The sequence below is a fragment of the Arthrobacter sp. zg-Y20 genome (genome assembly GCF_030142075.1).
Lineage (GTDB): Bacteria > Actinomycetota > Actinomycetes > Actinomycetales > Micrococcaceae > Arthrobacter_B.
This window is the reverse complement of sequence record NZ_CP126241.1, coordinates 1507633-1534210: the sequence shown is the minus strand read 5'-3', so window position 1 is coordinate 1534210 and position 26578 is coordinate 1507633. Positions and strand designations below refer to the sequence as shown.

The 26578-nt window shown below is 66.6% G+C and carries 27 protein-coding genes; 15 read left to right on the top strand and 12 right to left on the bottom strand.

Annotated elements, in window-relative coordinates; genetic code table 11:
- The first annotated feature begins 171 nt into the window (after window positions 1-171).
- The 9 genes from QNO06_RS07355 to QNO06_RS07315 all read left to right on the top strand — a co-directional run bounded on the left by QNO06_RS07355 (window position 172) and on the right by QNO06_RS07315 (window position 8135).
- On the top strand, window positions 172-477 hold the full coding sequence (locus QNO06_RS07355; RefSeq protein ID WP_227902226.1) for an urease subunit gamma: 306 nt from the start codon (window positions 172-174) through the stop codon (window positions 475-477).
- A gap of 1 nt (window position 478) precedes the next feature.
- Window positions 479-1378, top strand: coding sequence for a hypothetical protein (locus tag QNO06_RS07350; RefSeq protein ID WP_227910905.1), 900 nt, complete (start codon window positions 479-481; stop codon window positions 1376-1378).
- Between the two features lie 61 nt (window positions 1379-1439).
- Window positions 1440-1886: an urease subunit beta gene (locus QNO06_RS07345; protein WP_227910904.1), complete on the top strand. Its 447-nt coding sequence runs from the start codon at window positions 1440-1442 to the stop codon at window positions 1884-1886.
- Window positions 1886-3610, top strand: a complete 1725-nt coding sequence (gene ureC, locus QNO06_RS07340) for an urease subunit alpha (protein WP_227910903.1) — start codon at window positions 1886-1888, stop codon at window positions 3608-3610. Before QNO06_RS07345 ends, ureC begins: the two co-directional genes overlap by 1 nt.
- A 9-nt stretch (window positions 3611-3619) precedes the next feature.
- On the top strand, window positions 3620-4309 hold the full coding sequence (locus QNO06_RS07335; protein ID WP_227910902.1) for an urease accessory protein UreF: 690 nt from the start codon (window positions 3620-3622) through the stop codon (window positions 4307-4309).
- Window positions 4310-4355: 46 nt separating this feature from the next.
- Window positions 4356-4988: an urease accessory protein UreG gene (ureG, locus tag QNO06_RS07330; protein ID WP_227910901.1), complete on the top strand. Its 633-nt coding sequence runs from the start codon at window positions 4356-4358 to the stop codon at window positions 4986-4988.
- Between the two features lie 26 nt (window positions 4989-5014).
- Window positions 5015-6070 carry an urease accessory protein UreD gene (locus tag QNO06_RS07325; protein WP_227910900.1) on the top strand — a complete coding sequence of 352 codons (1056 nt, stop codon included), beginning with the start codon at window positions 5015-5017 and terminating at the stop codon, window positions 6068-6070.
- 95 nt (window positions 6071-6165) lie between these two features.
- A complete protein-coding gene (locus QNO06_RS07320) occupies window positions 6166-7209 on the top strand; it encodes a HoxN/HupN/NixA family nickel/cobalt transporter (protein WP_227910899.1) in 1044 nt (347 codons plus the stop codon).
- Complete coding sequence (locus QNO06_RS07315; RefSeq protein ID WP_227910898.1) at window positions 7206-8135, top strand: urea transporter; 930 nt, start codon at window positions 7206-7208, stop codon at window positions 8133-8135. The genes QNO06_RS07320 and QNO06_RS07315 overlap by 4 nt, the downstream gene beginning before the upstream one ends.
- A 144-nt stretch (window positions 8136-8279) precedes the next feature.
- On the opposite strand, the gene crcB is transcribed toward QNO06_RS07315, so the two are convergent.
- The 4 genes from crcB to QNO06_RS07295 form a co-directional block, all read right to left on the bottom strand.
- On the bottom strand, window positions 8280-8657 hold the full coding sequence (crcB, locus tag QNO06_RS07310) for a fluoride efflux transporter CrcB (protein WP_227910897.1): 378 nt from the start codon (window positions 8655-8657) through the stop codon (window positions 8280-8282).
- Window positions 8654-9112 carry a fluoride efflux transporter FluC gene (locus QNO06_RS07305; RefSeq protein WP_227910896.1) on the bottom strand — a complete coding sequence of 153 codons (459 nt, stop codon included), beginning with the start codon at window positions 9110-9112 and terminating at the stop codon, window positions 8654-8656. Before QNO06_RS07305 ends, crcB begins: the two co-directional genes overlap by 4 nt.
- 153 nt (window positions 9113-9265) lie before the next feature.
- On the bottom strand, window positions 9266-12820 hold the full coding sequence (locus QNO06_RS07300) for a S41 family peptidase (RefSeq protein ID WP_227910895.1): 3555 nt from the start codon (window positions 12818-12820) through the stop codon (window positions 9266-9268).
- Between the two features lie 47 nt (window positions 12821-12867).
- Window positions 12868-14679 carry a protein kinase domain-containing protein gene (locus tag QNO06_RS07295; RefSeq protein WP_227910894.1) on the bottom strand — a complete coding sequence of 604 codons (1812 nt, stop codon included), beginning with the start codon at window positions 14677-14679 and terminating at the stop codon, window positions 12868-12870.
- A gap of 162 nt (window positions 14680-14841) precedes the next feature.
- Between QNO06_RS07295 and lipB the strand changes: the two genes are divergently transcribed.
- The 3 genes from lipB (at window position 14842) to QNO06_RS07280 (ending at window position 17414) form a co-directional block, all read left to right on the top strand.
- Entirely contained in the window at window positions 14842-15567 is a 726-nt protein-coding gene (lipB, locus tag QNO06_RS07290) for a lipoyl(octanoyl) transferase LipB (protein WP_227910893.1), read from the top strand.
- On the top strand, window positions 15564-16568 hold the full coding sequence (lipA, locus tag QNO06_RS07285) for a lipoyl synthase (RefSeq protein WP_227910892.1): 1005 nt from the start codon (window positions 15564-15566) through the stop codon (window positions 16566-16568). Before lipB ends, lipA begins: the two co-directional genes overlap by 4 nt.
- Window positions 16569-16661: 93 nt before the next feature.
- Window positions 16662-17414: a DUF4191 domain-containing protein gene (locus QNO06_RS07280; RefSeq protein WP_227910891.1), complete on the top strand. Its 753-nt coding sequence runs from the start codon at window positions 16662-16664 to the stop codon at window positions 17412-17414.
- Between the two features lie 51 nt (window positions 17415-17465).
- Here the strand turns inward: QNO06_RS07280 and QNO06_RS07275 are convergent, their stop codons facing one another.
- Both QNO06_RS07275 and QNO06_RS07270 read right to left on the bottom strand, forming a co-directional pair.
- A complete protein-coding gene (locus QNO06_RS07275) occupies window positions 17466-18572 on the bottom strand; it encodes an NAD-dependent epimerase/dehydratase family protein (protein ID WP_227910890.1) in 1107 nt (368 codons plus the stop codon).
- Window positions 18573-18609: 37 nt separating this feature from the next.
- Window positions 18610-19050, bottom strand: coding sequence for an RDD family protein (locus QNO06_RS07270; RefSeq protein WP_227910889.1), 441 nt, complete (start codon window positions 19048-19050; stop codon window positions 18610-18612).
- Window positions 19051-19298: 248 nt separating this feature from the next.
- Here QNO06_RS07270 and glnA point away from each other — a divergent pair, with 248 nt between their 5' ends.
- Window positions 19299-20723, top strand: a complete 1425-nt coding sequence (gene glnA / locus QNO06_RS07265) for a type I glutamate--ammonia ligase (protein ID WP_227910888.1) — start codon at window positions 19299-19301, stop codon at window positions 20721-20723.
- Window positions 20724-20824: 101 nt separating this feature from the next.
- Here the strand turns inward: glnA and QNO06_RS07260 are convergent, their stop codons facing one another.
- The gene (locus QNO06_RS07260) at window positions 20825-21478 is read right to left on the bottom strand and encodes a hypothetical protein (RefSeq protein WP_227910887.1); all 654 of its coding nucleotides are present in this window, start codon (window positions 21476-21478) and stop codon (window positions 20825-20827) included.
- Between the two features lie 167 nt (window positions 21479-21645).
- A complete protein-coding gene (locus tag QNO06_RS07255; protein ID WP_227910886.1) occupies window positions 21646-21822 on the bottom strand; it encodes a hypothetical protein in 177 nt (58 codons plus the stop codon).
- 296 nt (window positions 21823-22118) lie between these two features.
- Between QNO06_RS07255 and QNO06_RS07250 the strand changes: the two genes are divergently transcribed.
- Entirely contained in the window at window positions 22119-22802 is a 684-nt protein-coding gene (locus QNO06_RS07250) for an alpha/beta hydrolase family protein (protein ID WP_227910885.1), read from the top strand.
- Here QNO06_RS07250 and QNO06_RS07245 read toward each other — a convergent pair whose 3' ends face one another.
- On the bottom strand, window positions 22803-23354 hold the full coding sequence (locus tag QNO06_RS07245; protein WP_227910884.1) for a dihydrofolate reductase family protein: 552 nt from the start codon (window positions 23352-23354) through the stop codon (window positions 22803-22805). It abuts the gene before it with no gap.
- Between the two features lie 117 nt (window positions 23355-23471).
- Between QNO06_RS07245 and QNO06_RS07240 the strand changes: the two genes are divergently transcribed.
- On the top strand, window positions 23472-24344 hold the full coding sequence (locus QNO06_RS07240; protein WP_284162978.1) for an alpha/beta hydrolase fold domain-containing protein: 873 nt from the start codon (window positions 23472-23474) through the stop codon (window positions 24342-24344).
- Window positions 24345-24366: 22 nt separating this feature from the next.
- Here QNO06_RS07240 and QNO06_RS07235 read toward each other — a convergent pair whose 3' ends face one another.
- The 3 genes from QNO06_RS07235 to QNO06_RS07225 form a co-directional block, all read right to left on the bottom strand.
- A complete protein-coding gene (locus QNO06_RS07235) occupies window positions 24367-25380 on the bottom strand; it encodes an ATP-dependent DNA ligase (RefSeq protein WP_227910882.1) in 1014 nt (337 codons plus the stop codon).
- A 9-nt stretch (window positions 25381-25389) separates the two neighbouring features.
- Window positions 25390-25797, bottom strand: a complete 408-nt coding sequence (locus QNO06_RS07230) for an SdpI family protein (protein ID WP_227910881.1) — start codon at window positions 25795-25797, stop codon at window positions 25390-25392.
- 68 nt (window positions 25798-25865) lie between these two features.
- Window positions 25866-26555 carry an NUDIX hydrolase gene (locus QNO06_RS07225; protein ID WP_227910880.1) on the bottom strand — a complete coding sequence of 230 codons (690 nt, stop codon included), beginning with the start codon at window positions 26553-26555 and terminating at the stop codon, window positions 25866-25868.
- Between the last annotated feature and the right edge of the window lie 23 nt (window positions 26556-26578).

Sequence of the window (26578 nt, the reverse complement as noted above, 5' to 3'; positions counted from 1 at the left end):
CTTTTCGTCTTTCGAGCCCGGGCAAACCCAATGCAGGGTTTTGCTCCGGCATCCGGGTGGACGGGGTGTTGGCCCCGCCGGGGTCCGCGTAGCGTGGTTTGCAAGCGAGCTTGGCCCGTACGCCAAGGGAGCGGTTTCGATAGCATCGCAACTGCGGCTGAAGGTGAAGAAATGAACCTCACTCCCAAAGAAATCGACAAGCTTTACATCTACCAGGTTGCTGATCTGGCCCGGAAGCGGCGCGACCGGGGAACCAAGCTGAGTGTCAGCGAAGCAACCGCCCTCATCTGCGAGGCAATCCTGGAGGGCGCCCGCGACGGACGGACCGTTGCTGAGGTGATGGAGCTCGGCAAGACCATCGTCTCCGAGTCCGAATGCATGGACGGCGTGCGTGAGCGGCTGCCTCTCCTGCAGGTCGAGGCGACCTTCGTTGACGGCAGCAAGCTGGTCTCCTGTCACGATCCCATTGGGGTGTGACTTGACCGGGCCCGCCGAGCCGCGTGCAACGGTGGTCCTGGTCGGAGGGCACGAGAGCGGCAACGGTGCGGACTTCTCCTTCCTCACCGATATGATCCCCGACGCTCTCGTCACCCCGCCCGGACGGCCGTTGCACAACACCCTCACCCGGCTGCGCGCGCGGAACATCTCCGGCGCGGAGGCGGCACCAATCGTCGTGCTACCAATGACTTTCGGGCGCAATCCGACTCTCGTGGCCGACACGGCGAAAACGCTCAAGTGGCTCGGTGCCCAAGGCGCCCGGGACAGCGCCGCCGCGCCGCTGGCTTTGGCGGACGCTTTCGGCACGGCCGACCACCTCACGGCGTGGCTGCGGACCGCCGCCGTCGAGGTGCGCCGGCGCACACCCCGCGCAGCCGTGTTGATAGTTGCAGATGCAGCCAACCCCTTCGACGACGCCGAACTCCACCGCATCGCGCATTTGGTGCGGACCCACGGGGCCGGCAACCCGGTGGAAACGGCTGCTGTCGAGGACACGGAGGCACTCCTGGAAGCTGTCCGGCGGATGCGGCTGCTTGGGAGTACGGAAACGGTGGTTGTACCGGCCGGGTTCCGCCGGGTGGCCGCCGTGCACGGCGAAGCTGTCCCCTTCGGCGAAGGCGCACTTGCCGACACCGGCTTCTACGGTGCCCTGCTGAGCGAACAGGCGGTTCTGCGCGTCATCCGCGAACGGGTCCATGACGCACTGCACGCCCTCGGGCACGGCCGTACCGGCATTGAGGCAGGCCTTCAGGCTGACCACAGTCACGGTTATGCCCACTCGCACGCCTTCGAGGAGGCTAACGGCCACTCCCACATCCACAGCAACGGGGCGGGCGACGGCCACACCCATCACCACCCCGCCCCGATCGGCTCGAGCTGACCGGAATCCCCCACTGAAACACCATGTGCGGCCGCGCTGCGCCGCAAGGGAAGGAATCACCATGCTGGGCAGCCCCACTTATGACCACGGAGAACAAGAGATCGAGATCAATGCCGGCAGGCCGAGCGTCAAGCTGCTGGTGAGCAACACAGGTGACCGGGCCATACAGATCGGCTCCCACTTTCACTTCTTCGAAACCAACAAGGCGCTTCTGTTTGAACGCGAACTCGCCTACGGCATGCACCTTGACGTGCCGGCAGGCACCGGTATCCGCATCGAGGCAGGCGACACCAAAGAGGTAACCCTGACGGCTTACGCCGGCAACCGCCGGGTCATCGGCTTCAACAACCTCGTAGACGGCGGGCTCGATTCTGCGGCAACGAAAATTCGGGCGATGGACCGGATGAACGAACTCAAGTTCCAGAACGGCAAACCGAATGCCAAACCCAGTGCCGGCAACACGGGCAACCCGGCGAAAACGGGTAACGCAGGAGAAGGGAAGAAGTGATGGCGAAGATCTCGCGCAAGCAGTACACCGATCTCTTTGGACCGACCACCGGGGACCGGGTCCGCCTGGCCGATACCAACCTGGTGATCGAGATTGAGAAGGACTACAACGAAGGCCACTACGGCGACGAGGTTGTCTACGGCGGCGGTAAGACCGCCCGTGACGGCATGGCTGCCGACCCGCAGGCGACCGCCGCGGAAGGCGTGCTCGACCTGGTGATCACGAACGCCATCATCCTGGATCCAGTGCTTGGCGTGGTCAAGGGCGATATCGGTGTACGCGACGGCAAGATCGCCGGCGTCGGCAAGTCCGGCAACCCGCACACCCAGGACGGGGTGGATCCGCGGCTGGTGGTTGGACCGGGCACTGAATTACTGGCCGGCGAACACTTTATTGCCACCGCCGGCGGCATCGATTCGCACGTGCACTACATCTCGCCGGAACAGGCGCTGGCGACCCTCTCCAACGGCATCACGACCATCTTCGGCGGCGGCACCGGGCCAACCGACGGCACCAACGGCGTCACCACCACCCCCGGTGTTTGGAACCTCGCCCGGATGCTCCAATCCGCCGAGGGAATGCCGGTGAACATGGGTTTCCTCGCCAAGGGCAACGGATCGCTGCCGGAGGCCCTGATGGAACAGATCGAGGCCGGGGCGGCCGGACTCAAAGTACATGAGGACTACGGCACCACCCCGGCAGCGCTCAGCAATGCACTTTCCATGGCAGATCACTACGATGTGCAGGTCTCGGTGCACACCGACAGCCTCAACGAGTCCGGTTACGTGGAGAACACCCTGGACGCGATCGACGGGCGCACCATCCACACCTTCCACACCGAAGGTGCCGGCGGCGGACACGCCCCGGACATCATCAAGGTGGCCGGGCACCCCAACGTCCTCCCGTCGTCGACGAACCCGACCCTTCCCTACACCGTCAACTCGGTCGATGAGCTGCTCGACATGGTGATGGTCTGCCACCACCTTTCCCACGACATCCCGGAAGACGTCGCCTTCGCCGATTCCCGGGTGCGGGCCGAGACAATCTCCGCCGAAACCGTTTTCCACGACGAGGGCATCATTTCGATGGTTTCCTCCGACTCCCAGGCGATGGGGCGCATTGGCGAGTCGTTCATGCGCACCTTCCAGATCGCCCACCACTGCAAGGACCAGCGCGGCAAGCTGCCCGAGGACAGCCCGGACAACGACAACTTCCGGGTGCTGCGCTTCCTCGCCAAGATCACGATCAACCCGGCCATCACCCAGGGCGTGTCCGACTACATCGGCTCACTGGAAGAGGGCAAGATGGCCGATATCGTGCTTTGGCCGATCCAATCCTTCGGCGCCAAACCCCGGCTCATCGTCAAAGGCGGACTGATCAACTGGGCACTCATGGGCGATCCGAACGCCTCACTGCCGACCCCTCAGCCGGTGTACTACCGGCCCATGTTCGGTGCGCAGGGCAAGGCGCTGCAGAGCACGCGGGCAACGTTTATGTCCCAGGCGGCCATCGACAAGGGTGTGCCGGAGAAGCTCGGGCTTCAGAGCCAGGTGCTCCCGGTGCACCGCTGCCGCGGCATCGGCAAGCAGCACATGGTGCGCAACAGCGCCACACCGAACATCGAGGTGGACCCGGAGACCTACAACGTGACATACAACGGCACGCTGGCCACGATCCCTCCGGCCCAGTCGCTGCCGTTGACCCAGTTGTTCTTCCTCGCCTAGGGGCACCGAATGACGGATGTACGCCAGTTGCTGACAGCCCTGCAGTTCGCGGACTCGGCTTTCCCCAGCGGCTTTTACACGATGTCACACAGTCTCGAAGGGTACAGCCAGGCCCGCCTGGTGGGCCGGGACGGCGTGCAGCAGCTGCTGGGCGAGCTGTTGCTGCACGCCGTCGGGCCTTCGGACGCAACCGCACTCGCCGCCGCGCACCGCGCGGCGGCGGACGGCGACGTCGAACTCGTCCAGGAGATCGACCAACGGCTCTTCGCCTCAAAGCTGAACGCCGAAATGCGCACCGCTTCGGTACGCAGCGGGCACCAGCTGATCGATCTGGGCGCCGAGCTGACTTCTCAGGCGCTGCTAGCCGAATACCGGGAGCGGGTGCGGGTGCGCAGCACCCCCGGGTGCCAGCCCGTCGCCGCAGCTGTGGTGTATGCGGCGAACGGGGTTGACGCCAGGGACGCTGTTGCAGCGGACCTGTTCGCCTTTTCGGCGAGCTTCGTCGGGGCCGCGCTCCGGCTTCGGCTGACCGACCACCGGCAGGCGCAGGCCATCCTGCTGGAAACGTCCGGGGTGATCGAGCAGGCGACGGATGCCGCCCTTGAGCGCGATCTCGCTGACCTCGGCGGCTGCGCGCCCATGGCGGACGTGATGTCGGCCCGGCACGAAAGGGCCGAGGCGCGGCTGTTCTCCAGCTGAATGGCGCATACGGAAGAACGACATCTACACCGAAAAAGAGGAACCCATGAGCGAGAACGTTTTGAGGATCGGCATCGGCGGACCCGTTGGCAGCGGCAAGACAGCTTTGACGGAGGCGCTGGTTCCGCTGCTGATCGAGGCCGGCCGCACCCCCGGCGTCATCACAAACGACATCTACACCCAGGAGGATGCCCACCACGTGCGCCGTGAGTTGGCCGGTATCCTCGATCCCGAGCGCGTGATGGGCGTCGAGACCGGGTCGTGCCCGCATACTGCCGTCCGCGACGACCCGACCATGAACCTGGCCGTAGGGGCCGAAATGCTGGAACGGTTTCCCGAGATCGACACACTGATTTACGAATCCGGCGGCGACAATCTGACGCTGACGTTCTCGCCTGCACTGGCGGACGTGTTTGTGTTCGTGCTGGACACCGCAGAGGGCGAGAAGATGCCGCGCAAGCGGGGTCCCGGCATCACCGACAGCGACATCCTGGTCATCAACAAGATCGACATTGCACAATATGTCCGCACGGATCTCGGGGTGATGGAGTCGGACGCGCACCGGGTGCGTGAAGACAGGCCCGTAGTTCTGACGAACTCACTCACCGGGTTCGGGGTTGACGAACTCCAGCGGGAGATCATGTCCCAGTGGGGTGCCAGAACCGAGCTGATCGGATGAGGCTGAAGGCGACGGACCCAGCAACTATGGCGGAACCGGCCGGAAACACCGCTGCCGGTGCAGCCCGGCTCGCCAGCGTGAGTGCACTGCCCCGCCCCGCGCCGGCGGGCGGCCGGGAACCGAGCAGGGGCGGCTACCGGCTCGAACCGGCGTTCTATGAGCCGGCCCGGGTTCCGGCAGAAGTGCTGCACCAGGCTCAAATCTGGCGGGGTTTGCCCGTTGGCAGCCCGGGTAAGGTGGGCATTCTGCAGCTGGGGTTCGACCGCAACCGGGGCCGCACCGAGCTGGTGCAGCACTACCAGAAGTCACCGCTGCAGATAATGCATCCGCTCTACTACAACGAGCTGCGCCCGGATATGGCCTACACCTACCTGATGTCGGCAGGCGGAGGCATCCTGCATGGAGACAGGCTGCGCACCGATCTGCGTTTCGGGCCGGGCACGTCGGCGCATGTGACCACCCAGACCCAGACACGGGTCTACCGGATGGAGCACGACTACGCCTCCGCGATTATGAACATCGCTGTCGAAGAAGGCGCCTACGCGGAGTACCTGCCCGAGGCCGTGGTCCCCTTCGCCGGTTCGCGCTTCTACCAGCAGACATCGGCGGTGGTCGACGCGTCGGCCACCCTGCTGCTCGGCGAGACCCTGTACGCCGGCAGGCTCGCCCGCGGCGAACGCCATGCCTATGACGTGTACGCCTCCGACCTCGAGGTGCGGCGTCCGGACGGCCGGCTCGTTGCCCTGGACCGGGTGAGGCTGCGCCCCGGGGCAGGAGAGCCGGGAGGGTCCGACGGCGTGAACGGGCTCGGCGTGCTCGCGAACCATGACGTGCTTGCGATGCTTTACGTCTTCACGCCCCTCGTACCGCCGGCTCAGCTCGCCGATACCATGCACCGGGCAGTCGCAGAGAGCGGCGGCGACCTGATCTTCGGGGTGAGCACGTTACCCGGTGAAGCCGGTGTGTGGATGCGGCTGGTAGGCAACGACACCGTGGCCGTGGCCGCAGCGAACACGGCCGCCGCGGCCGCCGTGCACGAGTTGCTGACCGGGAAACGGGCACCCGTGATCCGCAAGAGCTAGAGAGGGGTGGAACGGTGCGAGACAACACGCAAGCGGAAGCCGCGACGCAGGGGCGCTCCTACCGGGCGCAGGTGGTACGTGCTTTCATTCCAGTCGTGCTCCTGCACATTGCAGGCTTCGGTCTGTTCTTCGTCCTGGTCGAGCCGCTGCATCTCCAGCTCGGCTCATCCGTCTTCGGTGTGGGCATTGCCGTGGTGGCCTATGTCCTCGGCGTCAGGCACGCCTTCGACGCCGACCACATCGCCGCCATAGACAACACCACCCGCAAGCTCGTTGACCTGCGCAAGCCGGCTGCCGGCGTCGGCCTGTTCTTCTCCCTCGGCCACTCCACCATCGTGTTCCTGATGGCGGCCTTGCTGGCGCTCGGGGTCAGCTGGGCCGTGGGGCTGAGCGATGACGGGAACGCCGTCCGGAACGGCCTCGGCGTGTTCGGCACGGTTATCTCCGGAGTATTCCTGCTGCTGATCGGACTCATCAACGCCGTCGCGTTTATGGGGATCCTCAAGGTCTGGCGGGCGTCGCGCGACGGAGATCTGGATGAGTTGGAACTGGAGCGGCATCTGCAGGGCCGCGGTTTCATCAGCCGCCTGATCCGGCCCATGATGCGGTCAATCGACCGGCCGGGCAAAATGTACGCGGTCGGTTTCCTGTTCGGGCTCGGCTTCGATACCGCCAGCGAGATAGCGCTGCTCGTGCTGGCCGGAACGGGTGCGGCAACCGGGCTCCCCTGGTACGCCATCCTCTGCCTGCCGCTGATCTTCGCGGCCGGCATGAGCCTGTTCGACACGCTCGACTCGGCCGCAATGGTCAAAGCCTACGGCTGGGCGAGCGTCAACGCGATCCGCAAGCTCTATTACAACCTCACCATCACCGGCCTCTCCGTGATGATCGCCGTGATGATCGGCGGCATCGAACTGGTTGGCCTGCTGAATGAGAAGCTCGGGCTGCGCGACCCGCTCACGGGGTGGGTGGCCGGCATTGACCTGGAGAACGTGGGCTACATCGTCGTAGGAACCCTCGTGCTCGTCTGGCTCGTCTCGACGGCGTACTGGAGGTTCGGCCGGGTGGAGGAACGGTGGGCCGGACCGCGACCCGCCCAAGCGCCGCCTGACGGCGCCCCGGGAAAGGACACGACGTGAGCAATGCAGGCGCGGCCGACCCGGATTCGGCTATCTCGGGTTCAGGCTGGCTGAAGGGGTGGGGACAGGGCCTGTCCCAGATCTTCTTCCAGAGCAACATCTGGACGGCGCTGCTGATCCTGGCCGCCTTCGTCGTGGCCGACTGGCGCATGGCCCTGCTCGTGCTGATTGGCTGCGCGGGAAACACAGCGGCAGGGCGCCTGCTTCGGGCCGATCCCTCGTCCGTTACCGCAGGCTTGCAGGGCTTCTGCGGCGCCCTGGCCGGTGCTGCAACGTATTCGGCCATTGGCGGCCAGTGGGCGGCGTATCCGATCGCGCTCATCGGCGGTGCGCTCTGCGCCCCGGTCACGTGGCTGGTGGTCGCACTGTTCACGAAAACGCCGCTGAGAGTCTATGGGCTGCCGTCGACGACGGCACCGTTCTGCATTGTTGCGACAGGAATACTGCTCAGCACCGAGGCGCTGCATGTGAGTTCGGGACCGTCACAAACCATCGACTCGGCTCCCCTTGCCTTCGCGCGCTCGTTGCTGACGAATGTGTCTGAGGTAGTACTGATCAACAACGTGTGGTCAGGGGCCCTGATCCTGCTAGGCCTCTTCGTAGCGGGCTGGAAAGTGGGGCTCGCCGGGTTGTTGGGCAGCGTGGTGGGCAGCCTGTGCGCCTTGGCGATGGGAGAGGCCCTCACCGAAACGGCAAACGGCCTGGCCGGCTATTCCGGTGTATTGACCGCCATTGCCCTCGCCGTCGTTTTCCTGAAGAGCAACACGGTCTCATGGGTCCTGGCCGTCATCGGAACCGTGGTGACCGCGGTGGTCACGGTGTTCATGCATGACCTGAATGCTCCCACCTACACCTGGCCGTACATCCTCACCACCTGGGTGTTCCTGGTGATTGCCCACTACATCCCCGCAGCCAAACGCCCCTAGGCCGTCCCGTGCAGGGTGCCCCGGACTGGCTGTGGCCTTATTGCCTTCTGTACACCCGATGCGGGTTGCGGCCCCGCCAGGCAGCATCTTCTGTACAGGAGCTTAGTATGACGGCCCACCATAGGGCCGGATCCAGGACGGGTGCTACAGGGCAGCGCCGATCCAGAGTCCAATCGCCGCGGCCGCAACGGAGAGCACGAGCATCACCACGCCGCTGATGAAGGACGCCCCGTACCGGCCCTTTTTGATCAGCTGCACAGTCTCGTAGCTCGCCGTGCTGAAGGTGGTGTAGCCGCCGAGGAACCCGGTTCCGATCACGATGCTGAAGTCGGTAGACACAAAGCGCGCGATGGTCAGGCCGGTGAGGAAGCCCAGCACGAGGGAACCTGAGACGTTGATGATCGTCGTCGCCCACGCAAACCGCGTATTGGAGTGGGCGCGGATAAGTCCGTCCACGACGAACCGCACCGTGGCCCCAACCCCGCCGGCAAGCGCCAGCAGCAGGAAAATTCCGGGAGTCATGTAGCGTCCTCCTGCTCATCTTTGCGGTGTTGGCCGGAGCGGTTATTGACAGCAGTCGCAATGGCGATGCCCGCCCAGGTGGCGCAGGCGCCCACCAGCACTGTGCCGAGGGCGTAGATCACCGCCGGCCAGGGTAACCCGTCGCGAAAGAGCACAGCGGTGTCAGTGGCCAGCGAACTGTAGGTGGTGAAGCCACCGCAGAAACCGGTGCCCAGCAGCAGCTTGAGGTTCGCACCGGTCGGACGCGCCTTGTCGAGACGGGTGACCGCCTCGTAGAGGTAGCCGAGCAGAAACGCACCCACCACGTTAATGATCGGGATCGCCACCGGCACCGAGCCGAGATTCGGGATCGCCAGACTCAGACCCTCGCGGCTCGCGGCACCCGCTGCGCCGCCGAGGGCAACAAGCCCTATGGGCCCCCAGCGCAGATACGAAGGGCGGATTCCGGTACTCATTCCTTGCTCCCATCTTGAGCGGTGCCAGCGACGGCTGGTTGCTTGGGGAAATCGCGGGAAATGCCCATCTTTGCGAGGCTACTCCTGCGCCCCCACGCCTTCAACGCCGGAAGGGCCCGGACTGCGTATTGAAGTCCAGACCCTTCGACGCCGTTAGTGCCGGTTGTCCTTGGCACCGTCATTACCTGCCGCGCCTGCGGACACCGGTGCCGGAATGGACAGGCCGCCGTCGTCCTGCGGCCGCTCCCCCTGCCGGCCCTGCGGCCGGGGCGGCAGGGGTGCGGGCTGGAGGACGGGATAGCCTTCCCGGGCCGGAGGCTGGTCCGTGGGCAGTTCAGTGAGCATTTCCCGCAGGATTCCCACGCCGTGCTCAAGCTGGGGATCGTCGCCTGCAACGTAGGCGTGCGGAGGGAAGGCCACCTCGATGTCCGGTTCCACGCCGCGGTTCTCCACTCCCCAGCCCACCCCGCCGGTAAACCAGTAGGCGTAACGCGGCTGGTTCACTGCGGTTCCGTCCACCAGTTTGAACCGGCCGTCGATGCCGACCACACCGCCCCAGGTTCGGGTGCCGACAACCGGACCGATCCCCCGAAGTTTCGAGGTCTGGGTGATGATGTCGCCATCGGAACCCGCGAACTCATCTGTCAGGATCACTACAGGTCCGCGCGGTGCGTGCGCCGGATAAGTGGAAGGCTGGCCGCCGCGCGGGTTTTCCCATGCCGTGACCTTCCGTCCGATCTGCTCGGCAACCAGTTGGGAAGTGTGGCCGCCGCGGTTGCGGCGGACGTCGATCACCAGCGCCTTGCGGGAGGCTTCCTCATCAAGGTCACGGTGCAGCTGGGACCAGCCGTTGGCCACCATGTCCGGGATATGCAGGTAGCCGAACTCGCCGTTGGAGGCCTCCCGGACAGTATGCCGGTTGGCGCTGACCCAGTTTTGGTAACGCAGCCTCTCTTCCGAGGCCAGGGGAACGACGGCGATGCGCCGCTGTCCGGGTGCCTCGCCGTCCGCGGACGCAGAGACGATTGTCAGCTCCACAGCGCGGCCGGCAGCACCGGCCAGCAGGGCAGCCGGTCCCTGGTCCGCCGGAACCGGAACGCCGTCCACTGCGGCGATGATGTCTCCGGGGTGGACATCGGCACCCGGGGCGCTCAGCGGCGAGACCGCCTGCGGGTCGGAAGACTCGGCGGCCAGGATCCGTACCACTTCCCAGCCTCCGGCTGCCGGGCGCAGATCCGCACCCAGGAAGCCCTGGGCGCCGGAGCCGGGCTCCGCTGCAGGAGCGGGGGTGACATAGGCGTGGGAGGTACCAAGTTCACCGTGCATTTCCCAGAGCAGGTCAACCAAGTCATCGTGGCTGCCGAGGTTCTGCACCAGCGGGCGGTAGCGGTCCCGGACGCCTTCCCAGTCAATCCCGGCCATATCCGGGGCCCAGAAGAAGTCGCGTTGCAGCCGCCATGCCTCGTCAAAGGCCTGGCCCCACATCTTGACCGGGTCAATGCGTACCCGGATCCGGCCCAGGTCTACCCGGACGTTGTCTGCTGAGTCTTCCTCCACGCGGGAAGCGGTCGGGACCACGCGGAGGTTCCCCTCGTGCTGCAGCACGAGCCGCGAACCGTCAGCGCTGACTTCGTAGGTATCCAGTGCGGGTACCAGGACAGACACGTCCTTCTTGGCAAGGTCGAACCGTTCCAGCCGTGATGCCGGTTCCCTGTCTGCAGACGTAGCCCGGCCGTCACCTGTGACGCCGAAGATGTCCGTGGCCTGCCACAGGAGGGCATTCCCGGCAGTGCGGAGCTTTTCGTAGCGGCCTTGCGGCACCGGTACGGCAATGATGCGGTCGGCGATGCGTTCAGCGTCAACCCGGACTTCAGGGACCGGCTGGTTCTCCTCTTCGCTGCCGCTGGTTTCCTCTGCTGCGGGTGTTCCGCCGGACACCGCCGGACCGAACGGCGACGGCGTGCCGGCGGCCAGGGCGACCATAAAGGGCTTGGTGGAGGACGGGAAGCTCAGATCGAACCGGTGCGTGTCATATACCGGGTCAAAGCTGCGTTCGGACAGGAAGGCCAGGTACTTGCCGTCTTGGGTGAAGGCCGGGTCATGATCGCTGAAGCGGCCGTCCGTGACGTCGATGATCCCCGCTTCGCTGCTGCTGACAGACCGCAGCCGGATCCGGGACCGCCCGCCGCCGGCACTGGCCGGCTCCGCCCACGCGAGCCACTGCGAGTCCGGGGAGAATGCCAGGTGATCCACTGCGCCGAAATCAGAGGAGGCTACCGGGTGCAGTTCCCCGGTCCGGACGTCCAGGAGGAAGACTTCGCCGTATTCGGTGGCAACGCCCACGCTGTTGCCGTCCGGGCTGGCCGCCAGCTGGCTGACGCGGGTGGGGCGGTCAAACCCGATGCGTACCGTTCCGGCCGGCGAATCAGCATGGCCGGAATCGCCGGGCTCGGGCGTCTCACCCTGGTGATCGTCAACCGGTGAGGCGACCGGCGTGGCGGCTGCCGTGCGGCCCGTTCCCGCTGCGGAAACCGGGCGGGGCAAGACAAGCCCGCTGGCCGTGTCCGCCGCCGGCACCGATTCGGTTCCCTTGCGGCCCGCTGTCCCGGCAGCCGGAAGGTCCTCGAAAACGTTTCGAATGTAGACGGCGTCTTCGCCGTCACGGTCGCTGACGTACACCGCACGGGAATCCCCCAGCGGCCGGCCGAGCCGGGCACGCACCGAGGAGTCCGCTTCGATAACACGGGAGGGTCCGTCCCGGTGGGCGAGCCAATGCAGTGTGCCATGGGTTTCCACCACGCTCGCGTTGCCTGCGGCATCCGGCACGGCTTCGGCGAGGTGCTTGGCAACGTCGAGCGGCCGGGGGCGCCGTGCGGTGCCTGCCGAACCAAGGACAATGTCCAGCGGCTGCGCTTCGGCATCCAGCGACGGCAGGAGCCAGATGCGGCCGGCGGATTCGAACACGATGCGGCTGCCGTCCGAGGACGCGTGCCGGACGTAGAAACCTTCAAAGTCAGTGTGGCGGCGGAGGTCCGTTCCCTGCGGCGTCACGGAGTAGAGGTTGCCGTAGCCCTCGTGGTCCGAGAGGAAGACAACGCGGCCGTCGATCCACATGGGGTCCGAAAGGTTGCCGTCCAGTTCAGGCACCAGGCGCTCGAACTCCCCGTTGCCGTCGGCATCAATCCAGAGCTTGCCTGCGGTGCCGCCGCGGTAGCGCTTCCACCAGGCCTGCTCGCGGGTGAGCATGCTGCCGATCACCAGCGGGCGTTCATCACCGACGGCGGGGCCCTCGGCCAGCGTTTCCACCGGACCGTAGGGCAGTTTGACGGGCGCCGCACCGTCCAATGGAACTTCGAAGGCCCAGCGGAGCCGGTTGTCCTCCTGCTCCACGGACGTGGTCGCGATGACCCGTCCGGCGGAATTAAACCCCTTCAGGCGCGTGCTCTGACTGCCCCAGTAGGTCAGCTGGCGGAAGTCTCCGCCGTCGGTATTGGCCGTAACGATTTCCGGCGCGCCGCCCTGCACTGCCTGCCAGGCCAGCCGGGTGCCGTCCGGGGAGAACTTGGGGCTGCGGGCCGGCAGCCCCATGGCGGACACCCGCCAGGCCCGGCCGCCGGCGACGGGAGCCATCCATACATCGTCTTCCGCCACAAAGGTGACCAAGTCGTTGTGCAGGTCTGGGTAACGAAGGTAAGCAGTTGGACTCATAGACCGATCCTATCTTTCAGCTCACGCTAGATCCGGCAGCAACCTGCCTAATCCGTGCCGAGGACCGTGCTGATCTTCCAGGTGCCGCCGCTTTGCACGAGCACCAGCATCACTTCCTGCTGCCGGGCGGATGCGTCTTCCAGGACCAAACCGTCGCTGCCCACGCGCTGGTAGGCAGAAACCTCCAACCTGACCCGCAACTGCACCGTGACATCAGCCGGTGCGGCGGATCCGCCGGCAGCGGGGGTGTCCGGAGCCAGCACACTTGCCTGCATCTCCAGACCCCGCAGGGCCTGTCCGTCCCGGACCAGCCTGCCCACCTGTTCCTCATCTGCGGACAAAGCCGGCGATTCCGGTGCGTCCACATGGGCCAGCAGGCGCGGGTCGCCTGTACGGAACGCCCGGGCGCGCAGCTCGGCGAGCGCCGGGACCGCCTCAGCCGGATCGGCGGCAGCAGCCGTGGCCAGCAGGACCTCCACAGCCGGCGTTTGCTCCCCCTGCATCCGCTGCGCCTCTCCCCTCCCCTGCCCGGCCGCACCGTAACCCGTGTCATCGCCGGAGGCTCCGTCCGGATTGCCGTGCCCAACATCCTCTGTACGGGTTTCCGCGCCCTCGCCGCTGCCGCCGTCCGGCCGCGGTTCCACGGGAGCATCCTTGGCCGGCCCGGCGGACCGGTTGGTTTCTACCTGGAGAAGGTCGGGCGCTGCGAGCGCCACTCCGGCCAGCAGAAGCACTGCAGCCACCAGGACAGTGGCAGCAACGCGGACAAAGGTGCCCGCCGGCCTGCGCCGGTGCGGAGGAAGCGGCCGCCGGAACTGCCGCGTACCCCTCCCGCTGATGCGGCCCCTTCCCCTGTTCCGCTCCCCCTCCCTGTTGGGCTCCTTCTGGGGGCGCCTTCCCCGGCCCTTCTTCGTTCCGCCTGCACGGGCAGCCGAACCTGTCCGCCGGGTCAGCAGGTCCGGGCGCACCTCGGGGTGGGCGGAAGCCACCAGGTCCACCGGCAGCGGGCGGGCGCCGCGGTAGGCCCATGCCGCCATCTCGTCTGCCCCGGGACGCACGCCCGGGTCCTCCGAGAGTCCCGCCTCCAGCAAGGCGGGCAGCTCCCGCCCCACCCCGGGAACCAGAATCGACAGCGGCGGGCGGTCCCGAACAGGCGGAGGAGGCTTGCCGGTGAGCAGGAACCAGCCCACGGCGGCGAGCGCATAAACATCGGCGGCTGCCCCGAGGGTACTTTGCCGGGAGCGCTGCCTCTGGCGGCTGCCGCCAACCTCCGGCGCTTCGAACCCCGGGGTGGCCGGCGCCGAGGTTCCCGGCTCCCCCAGCAGGCGCGCCTGGCCGAAGTCGGCAAGCTGCGGCTTGCCCTCGGCCGTGAACAGGATGTTGGCCGGAGAAACATCTCCGTGCGCTGCCCCGCGCGCATGGAGGTAGCCCAGCGCCCCGGCAATGCCAACCAGCACACTGACCGCTTCACCGGGTTGAACCGGTCCCCTGGCAGCGACCAGGGCTGCGGCGCTGCCTCCGGCGGCATACCCCACCAGCAGCCCCTCACCCTGGTCGGTCTCAGCCACCCCGTGCAGCTGGACCAGATGCGGATGCTCCATCCGGGCCAGCACGTTCACTTCCCGCCGGGCTTCAAACCCGTGGTGTCCCGCGCCGGCCGGGACCTTAAGGGCAAAGGCCGAGCCGGCGGCGTCGCGCACCAGCCACACGGCACCGCTGCCGCCCGTTCCAAGCAGCCGGTCCACGGAGAACCCCCGTACAGCAGGAGCGGTGCGGCCGGGGGCATCGGTGCCGGCCTCCGGGGAAAAGGTCTGATACGGCGGTACGCCTGGGCGTCCGTCATTGGGCGTGGTGTCCATGGCACCCAAGTGTCAACCTGCCCCGGACGGGCACGCCCGTTATCCACAAGGTAGTCGCCGCCGGGGCCGGGCCGGGGCCTGCCGCAGCCGCGCGGAACCCCGTCTGCGTCGCCGTCGGGGATGTGGTCCACATTACGTCTGCGGGGGTCTAGGCTAGGCCCCATGGCTTTGGAGTTCACCCGCGTAGGCCTGGCTCCGCACTACGTGGATTATTCAGCAGGCTGGGATCTCCAGCAGCAACTGCACCGGCAGGTCCTTGAGGGTTCTTCCCCCGATACGGTCCTGCTCCTTGAGCACACCCCGGTATACACGGCGGGACGCCGTACCGAACCGCATGAGCGCCCGTTTGACGGAACTGCCGTGATCAACGTGGACCGCGGCGGAAAACTCACCTGGCACGGCCCCGGCCAGCTGGTGGGCTATCCGATCCTGCGCCTGGCCGACCCGGCCCATGTGAAGGCATACGTAGCAGCCCTGGAGGCCGCCGTCATCGCCGTCCTGCAGGAATACGGCATTACCGGCACCCGGATCGAGGGCCGCTCGGGAGTGTGGCTGCGCGGAGACGGGCAGCCCTTCGGCACCCCGGACCGCAAAATCGCCGCCGTCGGCATCCGCGTCCACCAAGGCGTAACCATGCACGGCTTCTCCCTGAACTGCAGTAACGACCTTGCTCCGTACAGCCAGATCATTGCCTGCGGCATTACCGACGCCGGCACCACCTCCATCAGCGCCGAAACCGGCAGGACCGTGTCCCCGGCCGACGTCGTTGACCGGATCGAGTCCGAGCTTGCCGCCCGCATGGCGGAACTGACCGGCACCACCCCGACAGAACTCCCCGGCCGCGGCGCCATCCCTGCCGACGGCCGGCCGAAAGGAGCCCTGCTGTGACCCTCGCCCCTGAAGGACGCCGCCTGCTGCGCATCGAACAGCGCAACGCCGCCGTCCCGGTGGAACGCAAGCCCGAATGGATCAAGGCCAAAGTGAACATGGGCCCGGAATTCGTGGAGCTGAAGAAGCAGGTGAAGAAGGAAGGCCTGCACACCGTCTGCGAGGAGGCCGGGTGCCCGAACATCTTCGAGTGCTGGGAGGACCGCGAGGCCACCTTCCTCATCGGCGGGTCCGAATGCACAAGGCGCTGCGACTTCTGCCAGATCGACACCGGCAAGCCCTCCGCCCTGGACCGGATGGAACCGCTCAAGGTGGCACGCTCGGTGCAGCAGATGAACCTGCGCTACGCCACGGTGACGGGCGTGGCCCGGGATGACCTGGAAGACGAAGGTGTCTGGCTTTACGCCGAGACGATCCGCAAGATCCACGAACTCAACCCGGGCACCGGCGTCGAAATCCTCATTCCCGACTTCTCCGGCAAGGTGGAGCACATCATCGATATCTGCGAGGCGAAGCCGGAAGTCTTCGCCCACAACGTCGAAACGGTGCCGCGCCTGTTCAAGCGCATCCGGCCCGCATTCCGGTACGAGCGGTCCCTGGACGTGATCACCCAGGGCCAGAACATGGGCATGGTGACCAAGTCCAACCTCATCCTGGGCATGGGCGAGACCCGCGAAGAGGTCTCCGGTGCCTTGAAGGACCTGCGCGATGCCGGCTGCGACCTGCTCACCATCACCCAGTACCTGCGCCCCAGCGAACGCCACCTCCCGGTGGACCGCTGGGTCAAGCCGCAGGAATTCGTGGACATCAGTACCGAAGCAGAGGAACTGGGCTTCCTGGGCGTGATGAGCGGTCCGCTGGTCCGTTCCTCCTACCGCGCCGGCCGGCTGTGGGCCGGAGCAATGCGCCGCAAGGGCCGGGAACTGCCCCCGCAGCTGGCACACATCGAGGATTCCGGCACCACCCTGCAGGAAGCCTCCTCCATCCTCGCCCGCAGCTGAGGCACCCGCCCCGCATACCGTTGCACCACGGCGCGTGTCACATCCGCACGCCCTTCAATACAGCACGCCCGCATCACGTAGAATTGACTTATTATGGCCAAAAGCACTGATTCCGACGCATCCCAGACCCCCCGCAAGGGCGCCTTTTCCCGCAAGCCGAAGGGGGAAAAGAAGCCCAAGAAGCAGGGGCGCATGAAGCAGATGGTGGACATCTTCAAGATGACCCGCCGGAATGACCCGAACGTTGTATGGCTGATGCTTGGTGCCTTCTTCGGCATCATCGCCGTGGGCCTGCTGATCGGCCTGCTCATCGACAACTGGATCACACTGCTGATCATCGCCATCCCGCTTGGCCTGCTCGCCGCGGTGTTCATCCTGTCCCGGCGCGCAGAGCGGGCGGCGTTCTCGCAGATCGAAGGACAGCCCGGTGCCTCCGGTGCAGCCCTGAGTGTGCTCCGCCGCGGCTGGATCCTCGAAGAGCAGCCCGTTGCGGTCAACCCGCGCACCCAGGAAGCGGTGTTCCGCGCCATTGGCCGTCCCGGCATTGTCCTGGTCACCGAAGGCTCCCCGACCCGCGCCCGTGCACTGGCCGACGGCGAACGCCGGCGCATGAACCGCATCGCCCCCAAGGTTCCGGTCACCGTCATCCAGACCGGAAACGGTGAAGGGCAGGTCCCCCTGGCCAAGGTGGCCCCCACGGCCAAGAAGCTGCCCAAGCAGTTGACCAAGCAGGAAGTCGCCGCCGTCAACCAGCGTCTCTCCGCACTGGGAACCCGGCTGCCGATCCCCAAGGGCATTGACCCCTACCGTGCCCGCCCGGACCGCAAGGCTACCCGCGGACGCTAGCCGTTCCTACCAAAAGGGCCCCTCTCGAGGGGCCCTTTTGTTGTATCCGGCCTAGGACTCGGCCTTTCCCCGTCCAGCCGTGACCGCGCCTGGGCCAGCATCAAGGCGCGCCAGCAGTTCCCGCTCTTCGTTGCCGGACAGACCGGCGCCGCGGGGCCGGTCGATGCCTTCGTTCTCTTCCCAGGCCAGTGTGTCCGCAAGGGTCTGCTCCAGGGGCCGGAGCGTCAGCCCTGCCCGGCGCGCCCGCGCATTCGAGCGGGCATTCATGCCTTGCCAGTCCTGATCTTCCAGCCACAGCGGGAGCGAGCGGGGACCGGACCATTCCCCCACACCCTGCTCACGCAGCCACTGCTGGGCGACGGCGACGGCGCTGCCCCGTTCCTCCCCGGCCGCACCGGTGCTTGCCGGTTCGTGCTCCGGCAGCAGTGTTCCGGGCCCTGCGGCCGCGGAGGCGGCGGCGGCGGCGGCCAAGTGCTGCGCCAGGGGAACGGTATCCCCCACGGCGTTGAAAATCCCCGCGGTGCGTTCCCGGGCCAGGTCCACCAGCCACTGGGCGAGGTCGCGCACATCGATGAGCTGTGTGGGCTGCGCGCCGGCCTCGGGCACCAGGACCCTGCCGCCGGCGTCGGCGGGATGCGCGAAGCGCATCGGCCAGTATCCGCTGCGCCCGGAGGTGTCGCCGGGACCGCCGATCAGCCCCGCCCGCACGATCGCCCGGCGCGACGGGCCGAACCCGGACGTCACGGCCTGCTCGCAGGCCACCTTGGCCGGGCCGTAGCTCTCCATGGACTCCATGACGTCGGATGTCAGCGGTGGCAGCAGCGGTGCATCTTCGTCCTGCCCGCACTCCTTCTGGCTGGCATAGACGTTCCCGGTGGACACAAATACGTAGAAGTCCGCCGCATCGGCCAAGTCCCGCACGGCCCGCCGGACCTGCCCGGGCTGCCGGGACACGTCGATGACCGCGTCCCACTGCTGCCCTGCCGCTTCCGCCAGGCCGCCGTCGGCGTCGCGGTCAATTGACAGGAACGCGGCCCCGGACGGCGGGGCGCCGGAGATGCCGCGCGCTGCGCAGGTGACCTGATGTCCTTCCGCGGCGGCCGCCAGTGCGGTGCGGTGTCCAAGCCAGGCGGTGCCGCCGAGAATAAGGAGCTTCATGCCCCGAGCCTGCCGCAGGCAGGCGGAAAAGGAAAGCTTAGTGTTTAACCTTCACCAGGACGGTTCCCATGGCACGGTCGTGCAGTCCGCGCTGGTCGGCGTCGAATACAACAGCCGGGAGCACCAGGCACAGCAGCAGGGTGCGGACAATGCCGGCCGGAATACCCGCGGCCCGGCCGTCCATTTTCTGCACCTGCAGGCTGAACACACGGTGGCCGATGCTGTAGCCGAGCAGGCTGACCAGGACGATCTGTTCGACGGCGAAGATGCCGAGGATCGCGAAGTCGTCACCGCCGAAAAGCCAGTAGGCAATCAGCGAAGCGATGGCCCAGTCAATGACCAGCGCTCCCAGGCGTGGCCCTACGCGGGCTATTGAACCCGGACCCGTCCGGGGCCGGCCAAGGCCCTTGCCCGGCCAGGTGCTCTCATCGGAGGGAGGGCCTTCCAGCCAGGAACCTATATCGCTTCTATCGACCACGGTTAAAGACTACCCGGGTGGCCGGGACGTAAATAAACCCCCTATTATCACTGCCCCGCACAGTTGCGGATAGGGTGGAAGGGAGACCACCGACTGCGTAACGTGCCGGAAACACACGTGTCACCGCCGGGAAACCGGGTCCTTCTAAGGTCAAGGTGTTGCGCCGGACGGTCAAAGGACCGGGCGCCAGCTTTGGTCTTGCAGCCCGAGGTCCTCCATCCAAACAGTTGTATAGGAGCACAGAAACGATGTTCAAGAACGCGGACGAAGTCCTCAAGTTCATCGCTGACGAGCAAGTGAAGTTCGTCGACATCCGATTCACCGACGTTCCCGGAGTGCAGCAGCACTTCAACGTGCCGGCCAAAACCGTAGATGCCGATTTCTTCGTCAACGGTCAGCTGTTCGACGGCTCATCCATCCGCGGCTTCCAGGGCATCGCCGAATCCGATATGCAGCTCATCCCGGACGTCACCACGGCGTTCCTGGATCCGTTCCGCATCGAGAAGACGCTGGCACTGAACTTCTCCATCGTGAACCCCCGCACCGGTGAGCCGTACCACCGGGATCCGCGCGGCGTGGCCGAGCGTGCCGAGGCCTACCTCGCGTCCACCGGCATTGCCGACACGGCGTTCTTCGGTTCCGAGGCCGAGTTCTACATCTTCGACAACGTCCAGTACGAATCCGCCCCGAAGGGCAGCTTCTACAAGGTGGATTCCATCGAAGCGCCCTGGAACAGCGGCCGCGAGGAAGACGGCGGCAACTTGGGCAACAAGACCCCGTACAAGGGTGGCTACTTCCCGGTGGCTCCGGTTGATAAGCAGGCCGACCTGCGCGACGCCATCAGCGTGGAGCTGGACAACGTGGGCCTCGCCGTCGAACGGGCCCACCACGAGGTCGGCGGCGCCGGCCAGGCCGAAATCAACTACAAGTTCACCACGCTGACGCACGCCGCCGACGACCTGCAGAAGTTCAAGTACATCGTCAAGAACGTCGCCGATGCCTGGGGCAAGTCCGCCACCTTTATGCCGAAGCCGATTTTCGGTGACAACGGTTCGGGCATGCACTGCCACCAGTCGCTGTGGAACGGCGGCGAGCCGCTGTTCTACGACGAAAAGGGCTACGCCGGCCTTTCGGACCTGGCCCGCTGGTACATCGGCGGCCTGCTCAAGCACGCTTCGGCTGTGCTGGCCTTCACCAACCCGACGGTCAACTCCTACCGCCGCCTGGTCAAGGGCTTCGAAGCACCGGTGAACATGGTCTACTCGCAGGGTAACCGTTCCGCCGCCATCCGCATCCCGATCACCGGCTCCAACCCGAAGGCCAAGCGCCTCGAGTTCCGCGCACCGGATCCCTCCTCCAACCCGTACCTTGCTTTCTCGGCCCAGCTGATGGCAGGCCTGGACGGCATCAAGAACCGCATTGAGCCGGCGGACCCGATTGACAAGGACCTCTACGAGCTGCCGCCCGAAGAGGCCAAGCACATCCAGAAGGCTCCGGGTTCCCTCGAAGAGGCACTGGTCGCCTTGGAGAACGACAACGAGTTCCTGCAGGCCGGCGGCGTGTTCACCCAGGACATGATCGACAGCTGGATCGAGTACAAGCGCGAATACGAGATCCTGCCCCTGGCCATGCGCCCGAACCCGTTCGAGTTCGAGCTCTACTACGGCGTGTAGGCACTAAGCACCGCTCCTTATACGAAGCAGGGCCGCACCAACCGGTGCGGCCCTGCTTCGTATCCGGGGTTGTCCCCCGGACGTTCCCGAGCGCCCGGCGCCTACAACGTGACGCCGTCCGGCAGTTCGGGCGCGTCGAACTTCTGCCGTTCACACTCCGCGGCCAGCTGCGGATAGGTAGCCGCGATCAGGTCCAGGATCCGGTTGCGCACCACCAGGTACGCCTCGCCAACGCCCACCACTCCTTTGAACTCCTTCAGTTCCGCCTCGTAAGACGTCTGCTGGTGCCGCAGGTAGTTCACCGTCAGGCGGTTCAGCCGCGACGGGGCAGTGGACATGCTCGCCGGGGACTGCTTGCCGCGCAGCCGGCCGTTGAAGTGTTCAATCGCCTTGCGCTGCACGCTCTCCCACGGCTCCGGGACGATGCGCAGGTCCAGTGACTGCGCGACGGCGACGGCGGCCTTCTTCTTCACCAGGGCACGTTCCCGGGCGGCCAGCTGGCGGTTGCGGGAGGCTTCGCGGGCCTTCCGGTACTCCGGGGTAGCCTCGATGGCCTCTACGCGCTCGAGCGCGTAGAGCTTCATCGGCGCGGCCTTGCGGGAGAACGGGTTGCCCGCCGTCTGATCCGGTTCCGGCAGGAAAGTCTTAATCTGTCCGTCCGTCCAGCCGCGCTCCTTTTTCAGGTCGTTGGCGATGAGCAGTCCCTCGCTGTTGGCCGGCTTGGGACGCGGCGGATGGTGTTTGCCTCTGGGCACGGTGCTCCTGCGCGAATGTAGTGGTTGTGTGCCCTCCATTCTAGGAGCGCCCGCCGACGGACCGGAAAGCCCAAAATAGAACGCCGCCATTCCCGGTACGGGAACGACGGCGGAGACTTCGTTGCGCCCCGTGTATTGCAGGCGCTGCACAGTGTGCTGCTTGTGTCCTAGGCGGATGCCTCGGCGATGACCGGGCTCGGGGCCGGTTCCGCGGTCAGCATACCGATTTCGGCTGCGGATACTCCCCCGGCAACCAGCGCGCAGGCGGCCGAAATAGCGGCGATCTGTGCGGTGAATCGTGAAGTGGTGGTCCTGGTGCGCGTCACGGCGACGTGCTTCAACATATAGTTGATGCTCCCTTCAGAGGCATGTATTGGAACTCCGGGCACGCCGAACACCGGCGGGTTCCTTCTGGTGTGGCTTCAGCGCCGGAGTGGTGACTGCGGTTCGTCGCCCAAGGCGGACCGCGGGGTTTCAGGAGAGGCTGCGCTGTGTACATACGATCTACATATGCGATCTATACGTGCGCTGGCGCCGGTAAGCGCGCCTTGGCCTTCAAATCCTGTCCGTTATCCAGTCTAGAGGCATTGGCTCCCGCTCTCAAGGAGGAGACCCCCGGGACTGCAGTAGATTAGGACACATGCAGTCCGAACCGTTTTCCCTCTCCATGGGCGAAGCAGTTACTTCAGCGGTTTTCGCCCGGCCTGCAGAGTCCGCCGCCGTCGTCGTTGTGGCGCACGGTGCCGGAGCCGGAATGGAGCACCCCTTCCTGACGGGATTCACCGATGCGCTGAACGACGCCGGCCTGGCCACGCTGCGCTTCAACTTTCCCTACCGGGAGGCGGGCAGGAAGTTTCCGGACAAGGCGCCGGTAGCCGTCGGGACGTGGAAGGCGGCCATGGACGCAGCGCTTTCGCGCGGCGGCGATCTGCCGGTGTGGGCGTGCGGGAAGTCCTTCGGCGGGCGGATGGCGTCCATGGCCGTAGCAGAGGGAATGCCTGCCGCCGGGCTGGTGTATCTGGGTTATCCGCTGCATCCGCCGGGGAAGCCCGAGAAGCTGCGCGATGCCCACCTGTACGGACTTCCCCTGCCGATGCTGTTCCTGCAGGGCACAAGGGATCCGTTTGCCCTGCCGGGCGAACTCGAACCTGTCGCCGAACGGATCGGTCCCAATGCCGTGATCCAGCGTGTTGAGGGCGGGAACCATTCGTTCGAGGTCCGCGGGCAGAAGCGGCCGGCGGACGTCATCGGAGCTGGAATGGCAGGGCCGGTGGCAGACTTCGTCCGGGCGCACTTGCCGGTAGGTCATCAGCCCAACGGCTGATCAGTCCGCACGCCGTGCGTAGGTGAGCAGGGCATTGCCGGAGGACGTGATCCGGGAGCTTTTCAGTTCGAGCCGGGTAGTGGGGTCTTCCGGCCGGAAGAGCCGCTCACCTCCGCCGGCGACGACGGGGTGGACCATCAGGGTCAGTTCGTCCAACAGCCCGGCGAAGAGCAGTTGCCGGACCACGGAGATGCTGCCCTGGATGCCGATGGTGCCGCCTTCGCTCCCGCGCAGGGCTGTGACGAAGTCTTCCAGCCCGCCCTCGATGAGCGAGGAGTTTTCCCATTCCAGCGGTCCGTCCAGGGTCCGGGACGCCACGTATTTCCGAACCGGGTTGATGAAGTCTCCGAACCCGTCGTCGCGGGCGGGGTCCGGCCAGTAGCTGGCCCACTGCTCGTAGGTTTTGCGGCCCATTAGCACCGTGTCCATATCGGCCAAAGCGGCTTCCATGGCCGGGCCCATGTCCTCATCGAAGTGGTCGAACTGCCAGAGGTTGGGTGATTCCACCACGCCGTCAACGGAGCTGAACAGGGACGAGGTCACTTTGCGCATGGCAGAAACGTTCCGGGCTCAGGTGGTGCGTGTCAACCGTGTAGTCTTCCGGCAGGTTTGCGTCTTGTTCTGAGCAGGGTGAAGGGGTGTTCGATGGCGAGTATGCCGCTGAGGCTATTGACGCCATACCTGCGGCTGACCCGGAAACCCCTGACGGCAACCGCGGGGCGGGCGGAGAAACGGCTCACAGCGCCCAAGCGCCCGTCGCCTCCGCCCCGCCGGCTCCGGGGCGGTTTCCGGGTGGACGAACGCACCCTCAACGGCTTCACCTGTTACAGCGTGCAGCCCCGCGACCCGCGCCCTGCCTCCGCCTCCGCCTCCGCGGTGATGTATCTGCACGGCGGCGCCTACACCAGCCCCATCGCCGGCTGGCACTGGCGCTTTATCGCCGGGCTGGCCGCCGCCGGCCACCGCGTTGAAGTCCCCCTGTACGGCCTGGCGCCGCGGTACAGCCACCGGGACACGACTGCACTGCTGGCACCGCTCTACCAATCGATCCTGGCCGATATCCCGCCGGAGCGGGTGGCCTTGGCGGGCGATTCGGCCGGCGGCGGACTGGCTTTGGCCTTCGCCCAGCAGCTGCCGGCCCTGTCACTGCCGGCCCCGGGCCGCATGGTCCTGCTGTCCCCCTGGGTGGATCTGGCGATGGAGAACCCGGAACTGGACGAGGTGGAAAAGCATGATCCGTGGCTCAGCCGCACCGGGCTCCGCGTGTCCGCCCGCGCCTGGGCATCAGGAACCCCGCTGACGGATCCGCGCGTCAGCCCGCTCTACGGCGGCCTTGCCGGGCTGCCGCCCACACTGCTGTTTGCCGGGACCCGGGACCTGCCGTACCCCGACATCCGCAAGCTGGAAACCCGCATGCGGGCTGCAGGCGGCCAAGTGTCCCTGCAGGTGGCCGACGGCGGCGTCCACGTCTATCCGCTTCTGCCCGTCCCGGAGGGCAGGAAGGCGCGGAAACAGGTTCTGGGGTTTCTGGAAGAAGCCTGATCCGCCACCGGTGCCGGACCCCTCAGCGCAGCGCGGCAGGCAGCTCAATATCCCCGGGATCCATGTCCGGACGCGGCCGCAGGAAGCGCAAGGCATGCCGGAACGAGGTCCCCGTAAACGCGGTGTCCGCCGACACCTCAACCACCACAGGCTCCACGCGGATGATCCGGGTGGGCTCCGCTCCAGCGTTGAACCGGTCCATGGCAGCGGACTTGATCAATTCCGGCCAGGGGTGGCCGTCGCCGGAAGCGTTCAGATGTGCCGCCAGCATTCGGGCAGCAGCAGGCTTCAACGGGGCACTGCGCCCGACTATCCGCAGCTCGCCGTCAATGACCAGCCCGGCCACCACCTCCTGCGGACGCGCCAGCGAACCGGTGACCGCCCCGCAGAGGACCTCCACCGTGTCCCGGTGCCGCAGCTTCAGCCACTGACGCTGCCCGCCCGCGTAGGCCTGCCCGGCCCCCTTGATCACCAGGCCCTCGACGCCCGTGGCAGGCAGGTCCCGCAGCCACTGCTCAGCCGTGTCCGGATCGGATGTTACCGGCGAAAGGTTCAGCGGGGCCTGCCAACTCCGGGCCAGTTCCGTCAGCAGCGCGCGGCGGTCCCGCAGGGGTATGCTCCGGATGTCCTGTCCGTCTACGGCCAGCAGGTCAAACACTGCCAACGACGCCGGTTTTGCACGTACCAGGGCGGCGATTTCCCGTCCTGCCACCAGGCGTTTCTGCAGGGCATCAAAGTCCAGCCGGTCGCCGGAAAAGACCACGGCTTCGCCGTCCAGCACGTACCCGGGCGGCACCTGGTCCGCCGCGGCGGCGGCCAGCTCCGCAAACACTGCGGTGAGGTCCTTCCCGTTGCGCGACTGAACCCGCGCACCGGCGCCGGTGACTATGACGGCAACCCGGAAACCGTCCCATTTGGGTTCATACAGGCATCCGCCCGGCAGCGCACCGGGACCGGGGAGCCGGTCCACCGGCCGGGCCAGCGCGAGCTCGTAGCCGCCTTCAGGGACGGATGCACGCAACGGTTCCGGCGTCACGATCCGGCCCTACTCAGGGGCAGACTGCCCTGGCTTGCTACCGTGCGGGACCGGAACGCCCGGGACCGCCCGTTCCTGAGCCACAACCCGGTAAGCGGCCCGGTTGGCTCGAACCGCGGCCCACAGGACCAGCCCCAGTACCGCCGCTGATCCGGCGATCACCGCAAAACCGGCCACGTCTTCCGAGCCGCGGAAGACAAGCGCGAACACGCCAAGTACGGCGAAAACAGCGGCCGCCGCATGGGTCGGGACCCGGGCTGCACGGTGGCCGGCGAGCCACGCCGCATCGGAAGCGGTCACGTAACCCACCCGGATGCCAACCAGGGAGTTGATCCCCATCCGGCCCCTGGCGGTGGCCTCCGCCGCCCACGAAAGCACAGCACCGCATCCAATCATCAAAACCCCGGTAAACCCCATGCAGGGAGTGTACCCGCCGGAACGCATGCCCACGGAACAACACCCGCCGCCGGCCGTCCCCGGTGCAGCTAACTGCGTTCGTACCGCCAGTTCGTACCGTCCATCACCAGGCGGTGCCGGGGCGCCGGTGATCCCGGCACTGCCGACGTTCCATCCACCGGGGACGCCGCGCCGTCGTACTCTGCGTCCCCTTCCCAGCCGACCACCTTGACTGTGCCGTACCCGGCAAGCGGGCGGGTCCGGAAGGTTTCCGGTTCCGCGGCGGAGATGCGGGCCAGGGCGGCATCGGCGCCGCTGTCCTGCTGCAGGCCGTACAGGGTGACCCATGTGGGCGGTACCAGCTGCATCAGGCCGTTGCGGTGCCGGTCCAAGGCTTCAGCGGGGGCGAGCCACAAATGGTTCAGCAGCTCTCCCGGGTTGAGCCGGATATCGCCTGCTGGTGCCTTTACCGCGAAAAACCAGGTCTGGTACCGGCGCGGGATGTTCTCCGGCGGATACCAGCATGACAACGGCACCAGGTCTTCCGGATGCAGCAGCAGGCCGGTCTCTTCACCGGTCTCGCGGGTCCCGGCCCGACGGGCGGCCGCGGCTTCGGGTTCACCGCTGCGACGGTCCCCGGGGTCCACCCGGCCGCCGGGAAAAACCCAGGCGCCGCCGAAGGAACCCGCCGTCGGGCGCTCCAGCAGGAGCACCTCGGGCCCGGCGCCGGAGTCCCGCAGCAAAACGACAGTGGCCGCCGTACCGGTTAGTTCAGTCATGCCCAGAAGCATAACGAACAACG

Bases quoted from the DNA above. Each gene is read 5' to 3' on its own strand.
- QNO06_RS07355 (WP_227902226.1), top strand. From the start codon at position 172: ATGAACCTCACTCCCAAAGAAATCGACAAGCTTTACATCTACCAGGTT.
- QNO06_RS07345 (WP_227910904.1), top strand. From the start codon at position 1,440: ATGCTGGGCAGCCCCACTTATGACCACGGAGAACAAGAGATCGAGATC.
- ureC (WP_227910903.1), top strand. From the start codon at position 1,886: ATGGCGAAGATCTCGCGCAAGCAGTACACCGATCTCTTTGGACCGACC.
- QNO06_RS07335 (WP_227910902.1), top strand. From the start codon at position 3,620: ATGACGGATGTACGCCAGTTGCTGACAGCCCTGCAGTTCGCGGACTCG.
- ureG (WP_227910901.1), top strand. From the start codon at position 4,356: ATGAGCGAGAACGTTTTGAGGATCGGCATCGGCGGACCCGTTGGCAGC.
- QNO06_RS07325 (WP_227910900.1), top strand. From the start codon at position 5,015: ATGGCGGAACCGGCCGGAAACACCGCTGCCGGTGCAGCCCGGCTCGCC.
- crcB (WP_227910897.1), bottom strand. From the start codon at position 8,657: ATGACTCCCGGAATTTTCCTGCTGCTGGCGCTTGCCGGCGGGGTTGGG.
- QNO06_RS07305 (WP_227910896.1), bottom strand. From the start codon at position 9,112: ATGAGTACCGGAATCCGCCCTTCGTATCTGCGCTGGGGGCCCATAGGG.
- QNO06_RS07300 (WP_227910895.1), bottom strand. From the start codon at position 12,820: ATGAGTCCAACTGCTTACCTTCGTTACCCAGACCTGCACAACGACTTG.
- QNO06_RS07295 (WP_227910894.1), bottom strand. From the start codon at position 14,679: ATGGACACCACGCCCAATGACGGACGCCCAGGCGTACCGCCGTATCAG.
- lipB (WP_227910893.1), top strand. From the start codon at position 14,842: ATGGCTTTGGAGTTCACCCGCGTAGGCCTGGCTCCGCACTACGTGGAT.
- QNO06_RS07280 (WP_227910891.1), top strand. From the start codon at position 16,662: ATGGCCAAAAGCACTGATTCCGACGCATCCCAGACCCCCCGCAAGGGC.
- QNO06_RS07275 (WP_227910890.1), bottom strand. From the start codon at position 18,572: ATGAAGCTCCTTATTCTCGGCGGCACCGCCTGGCTTGGACACCGCACC.
- glnA (WP_227910888.1), top strand. From the start codon at position 19,299: ATGTTCAAGAACGCGGACGAAGTCCTCAAGTTCATCGCTGACGAGCAA.
- QNO06_RS07255 (WP_227910886.1), bottom strand. From the start codon at position 21,822: ATGTTGAAGCACGTCGCCGTGACGCGCACCAGGACCACCACTTCACGA.
- QNO06_RS07250 (WP_227910885.1), top strand. From the start codon at position 22,119: ATGCAGTCCGAACCGTTTTCCCTCTCCATGGGCGAAGCAGTTACTTCA.
- QNO06_RS07245 (WP_227910884.1), bottom strand. From the start codon at position 23,354: ATGCGCAAAGTGACCTCGTCCCTGTTCAGCTCCGTTGACGGCGTGGTG.
- QNO06_RS07230 (WP_227910881.1), bottom strand. From the start codon at position 25,797: ATGGGGTTTACCGGGGTTTTGATGATTGGATGCGGTGCTGTGCTTTCG.
- QNO06_RS07225 (WP_227910880.1), bottom strand. From the start codon at position 26,555: ATGACTGAACTAACCGGTACGGCGGCCACTGTCGTTTTGCTGCGGGAC.